The organism is Streptomyces sp. YGL11-2, assembly GCF_050054615.1.
Lineage (GTDB): Bacteria > Actinomycetota > Actinomycetes > Streptomycetales > Streptomycetaceae > Streptomyces.
The window spans coordinates 1-12,044 of sequence record NZ_JBNHIN010000046.1 but is presented as its reverse complement, the minus strand read 5'-3'; the positions used below and the strand labels follow the sequence as shown (position 1 = coordinate 12,044).

9 protein-coding genes and 1 pseudogene are annotated in these 12,044 nt (G+C 74.1%); 3 read left to right on the top strand and 7 right to left on the bottom strand.

Going from position 1 to position 12,044, the window contains the following annotated elements; genetic code table 11:
* Positions 1-81: 81 nt before the first annotated feature.
* On the bottom strand, positions 82-1,236 hold the full coding sequence (locus ACO1BR_RS34320) for a bile acid:sodium symporter (protein WP_426799017.1): 1,155 nt from the start codon (positions 1,234-1,236) through the stop codon (positions 82-84).
* Positions 1,237-1,514: 278 nt separating this feature from the next.
* Here ACO1BR_RS34320 and ACO1BR_RS34315 point away from each other — a divergent pair, with 278 nt between their 5' ends.
* Positions 1,515-2,255: a Clp protease N-terminal domain-containing protein gene (locus ACO1BR_RS34315; RefSeq protein WP_426799016.1), complete on the top strand. Its 741-nt coding sequence runs from the start codon at positions 1,515-1,517 to the stop codon at positions 2,253-2,255.
* Between the two features lie 144 nt (positions 2,256-2,399).
* On the opposite strand, the gene ACO1BR_RS34310 is transcribed toward ACO1BR_RS34315, so the two are convergent.
* From ACO1BR_RS34310 to ACO1BR_RS34295, 4 genes are all read right to left on the bottom strand, one after another.
* Positions 2,400-3,119, bottom strand: a complete 720-nt coding sequence (locus tag ACO1BR_RS34310; protein WP_426799015.1) for a class I SAM-dependent methyltransferase — start codon at positions 3,117-3,119, stop codon at positions 2,400-2,402.
* A gap of 104 nt (positions 3,120-3,223) precedes the next feature.
* Positions 3,224-5,674 carry a SpoIIE family protein phosphatase gene (locus ACO1BR_RS34305; RefSeq protein WP_426799014.1) on the bottom strand — a complete coding sequence of 817 codons (2,451 nt, stop codon included), beginning with the start codon at positions 5,672-5,674 and terminating at the stop codon, positions 3,224-3,226.
* A gap of 125 nt (positions 5,675-5,799) precedes the next feature.
* On the bottom strand, positions 5,800-8,337 hold the full coding sequence (locus tag ACO1BR_RS34300) for an MFS transporter (protein ID WP_426799013.1): 2,538 nt from the start codon (positions 8,335-8,337) through the stop codon (positions 5,800-5,802).
* A 266-nt stretch (positions 8,338-8,603) separates the two neighbouring features.
* Positions 8,604-9,047, bottom strand: coding sequence for an SRPBCC family protein (locus ACO1BR_RS34295; protein WP_159507307.1), 444 nt, complete (start codon positions 9,045-9,047; stop codon positions 8,604-8,606).
* A gap of 173 nt (positions 9,048-9,220) precedes the next feature.
* Between ACO1BR_RS34295 and ACO1BR_RS34290 the strand changes: the two genes are divergently transcribed.
* Complete coding sequence (locus tag ACO1BR_RS34290; protein WP_426799012.1) at positions 9,221-10,270, top strand: Rv2578c family radical SAM protein; 1,050 nt, start codon at positions 9,221-9,223, stop codon at positions 10,268-10,270.
* 64 nt (positions 10,271-10,334) lie between these two features.
* On the opposite strand, the gene ACO1BR_RS34285 is transcribed toward ACO1BR_RS34290, so the two are convergent.
* Complete coding sequence (locus ACO1BR_RS34285; protein WP_426799011.1) at positions 10,335-10,703, bottom strand: MerR family transcriptional regulator; 369 nt, start codon at positions 10,701-10,703, stop codon at positions 10,335-10,337.
* Positions 10,704-10,865: 162 nt separating this feature from the next.
* A pseudogene (locus tag ACO1BR_RS34280) lies at positions 10,866-10,982 on the bottom strand (SDR family oxidoreductase); the annotation flags it as partial.
* Positions 10,983-11,470: 488 nt separating this feature from the next.
* Here ACO1BR_RS34280 and ACO1BR_RS34275 point away from each other — a divergent pair.
* Positions 11,471-11,962, top strand: coding sequence for an N-acetyltransferase family protein (locus tag ACO1BR_RS34275; protein WP_426799010.1), 492 nt, complete (start codon positions 11,471-11,473; stop codon positions 11,960-11,962).
* Positions 11,963-12,044 lie beyond the last annotated feature (82 nt).

Sequence of the window (12,044 nt, the reverse complement as noted above, 5' to 3'; positions counted from 1 at the left end):
GAACCGGTCGGCCACGGTGGGCAGTTGCCCGGCCGGGCGTGTTTCCACTGCGGTGCTCACGGGACGGCACGCCGCCCGGGATCACCTGAAGGCTTCCCGGCTGATTCCGGATCGGTTCGCGGGCGCCGCTCGACCGCCGGTCCGGTCGGCGGGTGCGCCCGGCCGGCCGTTCCGGTTCCCGCCGCGCCCGGCCAGGGTGCTGTCCGCGATCCCGGCGAGCACCTTCTGCAGCAGGCTGTACGCCAGGATCGGCAGGAGCACGTGCGGATGGTCCGGGAACCGGGTGGTGGCCAGCACCGCGCCGGCGCTGCTGTTGTTCATCCCCGAGGTGAACGTCAGGGCGACGGCGTCCGCGTGCGCGGCCCGCAGGGCGCGCGCCAGGCACCAGCCCAGGAGGAAGGACGCCGCGCACATCGCCGCCGCCGCCAGGGTGGCGAGCGCGAGCAGCGCCGGCCGGGGGCGGGCGATGAGGTCGGCGAAGGCGCCCGAGGCGTTGACGTAGGTGAGGGTGAGGGCGGCGCCGAGGGCGAGCAGCTTCAGCCAGGGCAGGGCCGCGGTGGCGAAGCGGTCGGGCAGCACGGCGCGTACGGCCAGGCCGAGCAGGCACGGTGCGACCACCCCGGCCGCGGCGAGCGCCCCGCCGGCCACCTGCGCCATCCGGCCCAGCGCCGCCGAGTAGTTGCCACTGGTCACGGCGGCGGCGCCGGCCAGCGTGAGCGGGATGGTGAGCGGACTGAGCAGCGTCGAGGACATCACCAGCCCCACGACCAGGGTCTGGTTGCCGCCGGCCCGGCTGCCCCAGACGGTGGCCCCGCCGGCGACCGGCATGGCCGCGATCAGCGCGAGACCGGTGAGCAGCCCGCTGCCGCCGTCGGCGTCCGGGAGGAGCAGGAAGGCCCCGGCGAGCAGGGCCAGGATCAGCAGCGGGAGAGCGGTGTTGGCCGCGGTCCCGGCCACGAGTAATCCGGGCCGGCGCAGCAGGACCGTCAGTTCCCGTACGCGCACCTGGAGTGCCGCGGTGAACAGCACCCAGGCCAGCAGGAGGGTCTGCGCCGTCAGGGTCGCGCGCCCGCCGGGCAGTGGGAGGGTGCCGCAGGGCAGCTGCCGCGCCCACTGTCCGGCCTGGGGCACCACCGCGGCGGCCACGTAGGCGACCGGCATGGCCCAGGTGAGATGTCGTTGGGCCCGCGCGAGCAGGCACTGTCCACTGCCGGCATGCAGTTCTGCGGTCGTCACCGGGGCTTCGTCCTCTGTTCGCGACCTTGACCGTCTACAGCAACGTAGACCGACTACAGCACCGTAGACGCCCGCGCGCACGGTGGGAGTCGTGCCGCCCGCGGATGAACGGGGGACATACGAGCGAGCGGCCCGCCGCAACACCCTCCGGTCGAACCCGAGCAGCCCCGGGCACGACGGCGGGACATCGACTCGCATACGGGCGACTGACGCCGGAGCACCTCCCTCATCGTCAACGAGGGGTTGACGGTGAGCTTCCGTCAACCTAACGTTGACGCATGACGAATCCAGACCCCATGACGAACCCCGTCCGGCTCGACGACCTGATCGAAGCCATCAAGAAGGCGCACTCCGACGCACTGGACCAGCTCTCCGACGCGGTGATCGCCGCGGATCACCTCGGCGACATCGCCGACCACCTCATCGGCCACTTCGTGGACCAGGCGCGGCGCTCCGGCGCGTCCTGGACCGAGATCGGCAAGAGCATGGGCGTCACCAAGCAGGCCGCCCAGAAGCGCTTCGTACCGAAGGCGATGGACCTGGCGGCGGATCTCGATCCCGCACAGGGCTTCAGCCGCTTCACCCCCCGGGCCAGGAAGGTGGTGGTGGCGGCACAGACCGAAGCCCGCACGGCGGGCAACGCCGAGATCCACCGCGAGCACCTCGCCCTCGGGCTCCTCTGCGAGCCGGAAGCGCTCGCCACGAAGGCCATCGCGGCGCAGGGCGTGTCCCCGGAGGCGCTCCGCGAGGCCGCGACCGCGGCGCTGCCGCCCGCCGCGGAAACCCTCCCCACCCTCATCCCGTTCGACGTCCCGTCACGCAAGGCACTGGAACTCACCTACCGCGAGGCCCTGCGGCTGGGCCACAACTACATCGGCACCGAACACCTCCTGCTCGCGCTGCTGGAGCAGGAGGACGGCTCGGGCGTCCTCACCGGCCTGGGCATCGACAAGGCCGCCACCGAGGCGTACATCGTCCAGGCGCTGGCCGCCATCGCCGCCTCCCTCCAGGAGAAGTAGCGCGGCCCGGGAAGTCACCCGGAAGCTTGCCCAACTGAGGTCGATGAGACCGCAGTTGGGCAGGTCCATGCGATGGCCGGTACGTCACGGCCACCCTGCCCTGCGCCGGGGCGGCGGTCCGACGTACGGCCCGCACGGCGGGCCTCAACCGGCCCCCGCCACCACCCAGTTGGTCGGCAGTTCGATCCGGGTGCCGTCCGCCCGGTACTCGGTCGTGGTCAGCGGCAGCCGCCCGGACGCGGCGACCGGCAGCCCCTGCGACCGCAGCAGCTCGGGCACCTCGGAGTCGGCCATCTCCCCGGGGGCGATGCCGTGCGCCAGGATCGCCCGCAGCTTGCCGGGCGGTCCGGCCGGGCCCCGGGCCAGCGCCCGCAGGATCCCCTTCGACGCCGCGGCCGGTTCGACGGCGAAGATCCGGCCGCGGGCGCCCAGCAGCACCGCGAGGTTCGCCACGATCCGGTGGCGGTCCTCGGGTGTGCACTGGTGCAGTACGCCCCGCAGATAGACGTTGGCGTCACCCAGCTCGGCGTGCAGCGCCCGCACGGCCGCGCCGTCCGCGGCGTCGAGCCGGCGGTACTCGGCCACGCCGTCGGCGTCATCGGTCCGGGCGTGCTCGACGGCCGCGGCGGAGAGGTCCACGCCCAGGGCCCGCCGGTAGCGGCCGGCCAGGAAGCGGGTCTGGGTGCCGTTGCCGCAGCCCAGGTCGACCAGCGGGAGTCCGGCGTCGAAGTGGCCGTCGAACAGCGGGAGATGGAGCTGTGCGGTCAGGGACGGATCGGCGTCCCAGAAGACCGCGCCGGCGCCGGCCGGGGCGGCGCGCCAGAAGCTTTCCCATGCCTGGAGATCGTGGCTCGAAGCACTCATGGGTCACTTGCTACGCCCGCCGGTGATCGCCCCGCAAGGGGGAACGCGCCACCCTCGGCGGACGTTTCACACGGTGTTCGAGGCGGCGTGGCGCACCGCCCGGCTCACCGTGCGGTACGCCGGCCCCGGGGCAGCGACTGCTCCCACCACACCGTCTTGCCGCCGGCCGTCCGGCTGGTCCCCCACTCCCGGGCCAGCCGGCTCACCACCCGCAGCCCGCGGCCGAATTCGTCGCCCGGGCCGGCGTTCAGCAGCTGCGGCAGCGCGTGGTCGTCGTCCGAGACCTCGCACAGCAGGGCGTCGGTGTGCACCAGGCGCAGCACCACCTGCTGGGTGTGCGCGTGCTGGACGGCGTTGGTGACGATCTCGCTGACCAGCAGCTGCGCCGTCTCGACGGCCGGATCCAGCCCCCACCGCGCGAGCTGGTCGCCCACCAGCCGCCGGGCCCGGCCGACTTCCCGGGCGTCCAGGCGCAGCCGCCATTCGGCGACCGACTCCGGCGGGATGCCGTTGAGCCGGGCCATCAGCAGCGCCACGTCGTCCTTGCGGTCGTCGGTGACGTTCAGCGCCCGGATGATGGCGTCGCAGGCGTCGTCCATGGAGGCGGCCGGATGCGCCGCGGACTCCGCCAGCGCCGCCAGCCCCACGCCGATGTCCTCGCCGCGCACCTCCACCAGGCCGTCGGTGCACAGGACGAGCCGGTCGCCGGGTGCCACCGGGACCGTGACGGCCTCGAACGGCACCCCGCCGACGCCGATCGGCGCGCCCGTCGGCAGCCGGAGCAGTTCACTGCGGCCGTCCTCGGCGCGCACCAGGACGGGCGGGATGTGCCCGGCGTTGGCGAGCGTCAGCCGCTGGCCGATCGGGTCGTAGACGGCGTAGAGGCAGGTGGCCAGATAGCCGTCGCCGAGCCGCTGGGCGAGGTCGTCGAGGCTGCGCAGCAGTTGGGCCGGCGGCATGTCGATGGCCGCCATGGTCTGCACGGCGGTCCGCAACTGTCCCATCATCGCGGCCGAGTTGAGGCCGTGGCCCATGACGTCGCCGACCACCAGCGCAGTGCGCGAGCCGGGGAGTTTGATGGTGTCGAACCAGTCGCCGCCGACCCGGCCCAGGCGGGTGCCCGGCAGATAGCGGGTGGCGGTGTCGCAGCCGGCCATCCGGGGCGCTCGCTGCGGCAGCATGGTGTCCTGGAGCGTCTCGGCGACGTTCTCCTGGAAGGTGTACATCCGTGCGTTGTCCAGCACGAGCCCGGCGCGGGCGGCGAGTTCGGCGCCCGTCACCCGGTCCATGTCGTTGAACTCCGTACGCGCCGGGTGCCGCAGCAGGATCATGAAGCCGAGGACCACGTTGCGCGCCTTGAGCGGGACGACCAGCAGCGACCGGCCGTTGATCAGCGGGCTGATGTCCCGCTTCTCGAACTGCGCGGCGATGGCGTTGCCCGTCTCCTCGCTGATCCGCGGCACCAGCACCGGCTGCCCGGTGGTCATGCACTGGAAGAACGGGGTGTGCACGGGGAACGGCATCGACTCGCCGACGGGGACGACGTCGTCCCAGCGCCCCGGCTCGTCGTTGTGCTCGACCGCGACCCGGTGCCAGAGTGTCGTGGCGTCCGGCGGCCCGTCGGGGAAGCCCTCGCCGGCGACGACCTGTTCGCGCAGGTACGTCCCGGCGACGTCCGTGAAGCGCGGTACGACGGCCTCGCTGACCTCCTGGACCGTCCGGGCGAGATCCAGCGAGGAGCCGATCCGCCCGCTGACCTCGTTGAGGAACTCCAACCGCTCGCGGACCGCGGCGTATTCGAGATCGGACTCCAGCTCGGCGGCGGCCGCCGCGGCCGCCCGCGGGTCCGGTGCCGTCCGGGCCGCGCGCAGCAGCCGGTCCCGCCGCTCGACCCGGCGCGGTACGCCCCAGTCCGGTGTCACCGGGACGCGCTCCTGCTGGCTGATCTCCAGTATCGGATAGCCCAGTTCGAGCACCTGGGAGACGATCCGGGCGCTCTCCCGGGGGCTCATGCTCGGCAGGATGTCGGGCAGCCGGCGGGCCAGGTCCTCGGCGCCGGGGAAGGCGGTGTGCAGTGCGAACCCCGGCGCGAACCGCTCCTGGTCCGCGGGGCGGCCGTCGGCCCCGCGCCCCCCTCGGCCGCCGTGCAACCGGTCGGCGTCCGCGGCGAGGACGAGCAGCCGCTCGGTGCCGGGGCCGACGAGGGGGTAGGCCCACCAGAGCAGATCGAGCGGGCCGGGCGCCGCGGCCATCCGGGCGCGGCCCGCCGTCGGATAGGACGTGCCGCCGCCCAGCAACGCCTCCAGGCCGGGTCCGCGCGCCGCCGCGCGCTCGTCCCACTCCGCCGCGCCCAGTGCGCCGGTGACGGGCAGCAGATCGACGGCGGGGGCGCCCACCGCCTCCTCGCGACCGGTGCCGAAGAGCCTGCGGGCGCCACTGCTCCAGTGGGAGATGAGGCCCTCCGCGTCCACCACGACGACGGCGAGCGGAATCCGTCCGGCCACCCGGGGTGCCGCACCGGAGCGCTCCTCGCCGTACAACGGGACACGCTCCATGGGCGGTTGCTCCTTCGTACACCGATCTTGCACCACCGCTACCACGGTACGGCCGCGGCGGAGGCGGCGGGCAGCATTCCGCGAAGAGAGCGTGCGCCGGAGCGTGCGCCCCCTGTGACGGCGCGTCAGTCCTCGTGCCCCAATTGGAGATCGCGTTCGGTGCGCCCGCCGCCCGCCACCTGCAGGACGGTGGCCACCGGCGGGTATCCGGCGGCGATCACCGTGTACTCGCCGGCCGAGAGGTCCACGAAGCGGAACAGTCCGTCGGGGCCCGTCGTCGCGGTGTCGACGACGTTCCCTGCCACGTCCAGCAGCGTGACCCGGGCGTCCTCGACGGGCCGCCCGCCGCCGGCCCGTACGGTCCCGCGCAGCACCGCGCCGCCGGCCAGCTCGATGTCCTGGCGGGTCTCCCGGGACGCCTGGACCGTCACCGGCAGCGCCGCCGGCCGGAACGCCGGCGCGCTGGAGGCGAGGGTGTACTCGCCGGCCACCAACTCCCCGATGGCATAGCCGCCTTCGCGTCCGCTGCGGGTGGTGGCGACCACCTCGCCGCGGACGTCGGTGAGGGTGACCATGGCGTCGCGGACCGGTGTGCCGTCGGCGGTGGTGACCGCGCCGGCCAGCCGCCCGGCGCCGCCGAGCACCACGTCCAGCTCCACCGGCCGCTCACCGACAGTCACCGTGACGGCCTGCGGCTGGTGCCCGCCCGCCGCGGCGATCAGCACATACGCCCCGGCCCCCGGGGTGCTCAGCGCGTACCGGCCGTCGTCGCCGGTGGCGCCGCGGCCGATCTGCCGCCCGGCGACGTCGATGAGGGTGAGCGCGGCGCGCGGCACGATGCTGCCGTCGTGGTGCTGGACCGTGCCGCACACGGGGACGCCGGCGCTGATCGTCGCCAGCTGCCCGGCGCCGTGGGTGTGGGCGTGGCCGGCCGCGTAACTCCCCTTGGAGCCGTACGAGTTGCCCGAGGGCGCGTACCCGGTGGCCGCGTCGTGCGCGGTGCGGGCCGGCGGCACGGCGGCGGGGTCCGCCGGGCCGCCGTACGGCGCGTGCGGGGTCTGGGGGGCGTGCGAGGCGTGGGACACCAGGGGTTTCTCTTTCAGGAAGATGGCGAGCAGGAAGCCCAGGACGAGTACCGGCACGAGGTAGAGGAAGATCCCCGGCATGGCCTTCGCGTAGGCGGCGGCGTAGCTGTCGCGCAGCGCGGCGGGCAGGGCGCGCAGCAGCTGGGGAGTGATCGACTCCGGGCCGGGCGACGGCGCCGGGTGCGGCAGCCGGTCGCCGAGTTGGGCGGCGAGGCGGTTGGCGAACAGGGCGCCGAAGAGGGCCGCGCCGGCGCTGCCGCCGAGCTGCCGGAAGTAGTTGCCGGCGCCGGTCGCGGCACCGAGGTCCTGGCGGCGTACGGAATTCTGCGCGGCGAGCACCAGCACCGGCAGCACCAGGCCGAGGCCCAGGCCCAGGATGCCCGTCCAGAGGCTGTAGACGCCGCGGGAGGTGTCCGGCCGCATCCGGGACAGCAGCCACATGCCCTCCGCGGCCACCGCGCAGCCGAGGATGGGGAAGATCTTGTAGTGGCCGGTGCGGCTGATGAGTTGCCCGGTGCCGAGCGCACCGAGCACCACCCCGCCCGTCATGGGGAGCATCAGCAGTCCGGAGGCGGTGGCCGTGGCGCCGCCGGCCATCTGCAGGAAGCTCGGCAGATAGCTGGTCGCGCCGAAGAGCGCCAGACCGATGGCGGCGCCGATCAGGCCGGTGAGGTTGAAGACCGCGTCGCGGAACAGCCGTAGCGGAACGACCGGTTCGCTGACCGCGTGCTCGACGACGAGGAACAGCGCCGCGCTGACCAGCGCCCCGGCACCGAGCCCGAGGACGGCCCACGAGCCCCAGGCGTACCGCGTACCTCCCCAACTGGCCAGCAGGACAACGCAGGTGGCGAACACGGCGAGCAGCAGGGCACCGCCGACGTCCAGCCGGGGGCGGGCGGCGGGCCGGGGCAGCCTCAGCGCGACGGCGACCAGGAGGAAGGCAAGGAGGCCGAACGGCACGTCGAGGGAGAAGCACCAGCGCCAGGAGGCGTGGTCGGCGCAGAGGCCGCCGAGTGGCGGCCCGGCCACCGAGGCCAGGCCGAACGCGGCGCCCATCAGGCTCATCCAGCGCCCGCGGGCCCGCGGCGGTACGGCTTCGGCGACGATCGCCTGAACGCCGATCAGGAGGCCGCCGCCCCCGATGCCCTGGACCGCCCGGAAGGCGACCAGCTGGTCCATCGAACGTGACCAGGCGGCGAGCGCGGAGCCGGCGGTGAAGACCAGGACGGCGAAGAGGAAGACGGGCTTCCGGCCGAGGAGGTCGCCGAGCCTGCCGTAGACGGGCAGGCCGACGGCCGACGCCAGGAGGTAGGAGGTCACCACCCAGTGCATCGCGGGCAGGCCGTGCAGCTCGCCGGCGATCCTCGGGAGCGCGGTGGCGGCGATGGTCTGGGCGAGGGCGGCGGGCAGCAGGGTCAGCAGCAGCCCGAGGAAGACGGTCCGCGTCCGGCGCCGGCTCATCGGCGGCGCGCCGTCGCCCGCCTCCGGGTCGGCCGGCTGCGGCGCCGGGCCCGTCGTGGCGCCGGCGGCGCGCGGTCCGGCCCGCCGGCCCCGCTCGCTCAGGGTGGTCCCGCCCACGTCCTGCTCCCCTCGGTACGCCTCATCCACCTCATACGGCCGCCCATTTCTCGCATTGGGCGACAACGGCGATCAAGCGCGGAGAATCAGAGCACGGTGGGCGGGAACGGACGTCAAGTACGTTGCCCGCGGCGCCTATTGGGCTCCCATCAGGGGTTTCCACCGGCCCACCGGCCGGAGGGCCGGAAGGTGCGACTCAACGGAAACCACCCGAACCGGTGAGCATGACGGCGCCCCGAAAGGGTTACCGGAGCGAGGGCGCCGGGTCACTTCTCCATGTGGGCGGCCAGGTTGGCGAGGATCGTGTCGTAGATCCGGCCAAGTCCCTTGGGGGCGAAGGTCCGCTCGAAGAAGCCGCCGATGCCGCCGGCGCCCTGCCAGGTGGTGGTGACGACGACCTTGGCGCGGTTCTCGCCGGCCGGGGTGACGACCCACGTGGTCACCATGGAGGAGTTGCGGTCCTTCTCCACCAGCTGGCCGTCGGTCGGCTCGTCGACCTCCAGCAGGCAGTCCCGGACGCGCTTGCTGGTGGCCTGGAGCTTCCAGTGGACGAGGGTGCCCTTGCCGTCGCCGCCCTCGCGGATCTCGTACTCGCTGAAGTGCTCGGGCAGCAGCTGCTGACGCGTGCCGCTGTAGTCGGCGATCGCGTCGAACACATCCTCCGGGTCCGCCGCGATCTCGCGTTGCGTGGTGGCCTCGACCTGCCCCATGTCTGTCTTCCTCCAGTAGTCGGCTGCCGGTCCTGCGGTGCGCCGCCAACCTGCGGTGCGCGGCCAAGCCAACCACCACTGCGCACCGGGCCCAAATCCGGTTGACGAACGCGAAGGGAACACGTGTTCTATTATCAGAACGGGGGCACGGCCGGATCACAACAGGAGGCCCCATGCGCTGGGACAATCTGGGTGAAAGCCCATCCGCGCTGTTCGGGACGGATGTCGTCACCCGAACGGTCGACACCCCCGAATTCCGCGGCATCACCTTCCACGAGGTGCGCGCCCGCTCCCTCGTCAACCGCGTACCGGGCGCCTCCCGGATGCCGTTCGAATGGACCGTGAACCCCTACCGCGGGTGCAGTCACGCCTGCGTGTACTGCTTCGCCCGCAAGACCCACAGTTACCTGGACCTGGACACCGGCCTCGACTTCGACTCGCAGATCGTGGTGAAGGTCAACGCCCCCGACCTGCTGCGCCGCGAACTGGCCGCCCGCCGCTGGCGCGGCGACCACATCGCGATGGGCACCAACGTCGACTGCTACCAGCGCGCCGAGGGCCGCTACCGCCTGATGCCCGGCATCATCGGCGCGCTGCGCGACCACGCCAACCCGTTCTCGATCCTCACCAAGGGCACCCTGATCCTGCGCGACCTGGACCTGCTGCGGCAGGCCGCCCACGTCACCGACGTCGGCATCTCGGTCTCCGTCGGCTTCCTCGACCGCGAGCTGTGGCGCACCGTCGAACCCGGCACCCCCGCCCCCGAACGGCGCCTGGACGTGGTGCGCACGCTCACCGCGCACGGCATCCCCTGCGGTGTCCTGATGGCTCCCGTGATCCCCTTCCTCGGCGACACCCCGGACCGGCTGCGGGCCACCGTCCGCGCGGTCGCCGAGGCCGGCGCCGACTCGGTCACCCCCCTCGTCCTGCATCTGCGCCCCGGCGCCCGCGAGTGGTTCACGGCCTGGCTGGGCCACCACCACCCGCACCTCGTGCGCCGCTACGAGACGATGTACGCCGACGGCCCGTACGCCCCCAAGTGGTACCAGCGCCGGATCACCCGCCAGGTCCACGAACTGGCCGCGGAATACGGCCTCGGCCCGTCCCGCCCCGGGGAGGCCCGGCGGATCACGGCGCGCGACGGCGGCGGCTCCGGTACGGATGCGGCGCCACCCGCGGTCGGCGATCCGGCTTCCGGGGCCACGCAGTTGACGCTGCTGTGAGGGCCGGCCGCAGCGCCCGGGGCGGGGCGCCCCACGGCGTCCGTGCGGGCCCGCCGCGCCCGCCTCAGCCCCGGCTTCCGGAAGCGGCCGGAACGGTCTCCAGGGCCCGCACCAGGCGGTCGCGGGCGGCCGTCTGGGCGGCGATGCGCGCGTCGATGACGGCGAGCCGCTCACGGGCGACACGCAGGCCCTCGGGCGAGGGCGGTGCGGTGGTCATGTCGCCGTCGAGGCAGCCCCGGAAGCACTGGACGTCGGCGAGCGTGAACCCGGCACCGAGGAGATGCCGGATGTTCCGGACCCGCACGGCCGTGCCCGCATCACCGACCCGATAGCCGTCCGCCGCCCGCTCCGAGCAGATCAGTCCCGTGCTCTCGTGGTTGCGCAGCGCACACGGCGACACCCCCGCGAACTCTGCCAGTTCACCGATCCGCACCGTATGACATCCCCTCGCCCCGTCCCGCTCCGCCGCCGTGGGCCGGCAGCGGCCCCGGGTGCCGCGCTCCGGGGCCCGGCCACCCTCACCCCGCAGCGGACGCCCGCGCCGTTCCGCTCCCCCAGCCGGCCACCGCCGTTACGTCCGTCCCCCTCAGGCCGCTCAGCCCACGACCGCTCCCCCGTCCACCGGGAGGACCGCCCCAGTCACGAACGACGCGGCCGGTGCGGCGAGCCGGATGACGGCCCGGACGGCCTCCTCGGGGCGTCCGACGCGCCCCTTCCGCCGCGGACGCCAGGGCGGCCGCGCGGCCGATTCCGGTGCCCGCCCCGGTGATGACGACGACTCTGCCGCGCGTCCCGGGCAGGTGGGGGCCGGTGTCCGCGGTGCGGGCGCGCGGGTCGGAGGCGGTGGCCGTGGCGGGATGCGTGCGCTGTTCCATGGCGGGAGTGTCGAACCCCGTCCCCAGGGGCAGGGTCAAGCGGCCCGCGTCCGGAGGGCGATCGTCCGGCCGGGCAGAGCGACCGGGGAGGGCGACCGGGGAATCCCGTTGACGGGTGTCCGGGCGGGCGTCGAACCTGTGCCGCACGGAGGGGGACGGGGAGATGACCAGGGAGTCGCCCAGGGTGCGGGGCGGGACGGGGCAGGCGGGGGGACGCTGGAGCAGGCGTCGCGCCCCTTGCGGATACGTGAGATGACGGAGGCCGATGTCGACGCGATCTCGGGGGTCCGAGCGCGCGGCCGGCAGGCGGCATACCGGGGGGCTGATGCCGCGGACCTACCTGGACGCGATGAGCGTGGCGGAGGACGCCCGGCGACGGCGGGAGCGCTTCCGGCGACGGCGGCCGGGCGTCGTCGAGCCGGTGGCGGAGCGGGCCGGGGAGGTGGTCGGCCGGGTCGCGGTCGGACCGGCCCGGGATGCCGATCTCGCCCTGGAGGGCGGCGGGTTGACCGGTTCCCGGCTGCCCATGGGCGAGTTGCCGGCTCTCTGTGTGGAGCCCGGTCCGATCGGCACTGGCGCCGGCCGGGCGCTGCTGGCCGGCGGGCTGGACGGGGCCCGGGCGGGCGGATTCGGCGCGCCGTGCCTCTGGGGGGTGCGCGGCCATCTGCGCGCCCGGCGGTTCCACGAGCGGGCCGGGTTCGCGCCGGACGGGGCGGAGGAGGCGTACGCGGTGGCGGGCCGGAGCGTCCCGGAACTGCGCTACCAGCGTCCGGCACCGCCCGCCCGAGCCCCCGGGACGCCCCGCCTGAGCCCCTAGGACCAATACCGGTGACTTTGTGTGGTGTGGGTCGTTGGGTGTGGTGTGCCAAGGCCGGGTCAGGTGAAGTCGTCGGGTGAGC

Coding starts and splice junctions, on each gene's coding strand:
- ACO1BR_RS34315 (WP_426799016.1), top strand. CDS start 1,515: ATGACGAATCCAGACCCCATGACGAACCCCGTCCGGCTCGACGACCTG.
- ACO1BR_RS34310 (WP_426799015.1), bottom strand. CDS start 3,119: ATGAGTGCTTCGAGCCACGATCTCCAGGCATGGGAAAGCTTCTGGCGC.
- ACO1BR_RS34305 (WP_426799014.1), bottom strand. CDS start 5,674: ATGGAGCGTGTCCCGTTGTACGGCGAGGAGCGCTCCGGTGCGGCACCC.
- ACO1BR_RS34295 (WP_159507307.1), bottom strand. CDS start 9,047: ATGGGGCAGGTCGAGGCCACCACGCAACGCGAGATCGCGGCGGACCCG.
- ACO1BR_RS34290 (WP_426799012.1), top strand. CDS start 9,221: ATGCGCTGGGACAATCTGGGTGAAAGCCCATCCGCGCTGTTCGGGACG.
- ACO1BR_RS34275 (WP_426799010.1), top strand. CDS start 11,471: ATGCCGCGGACCTACCTGGACGCGATGAGCGTGGCGGAGGACGCCCGG.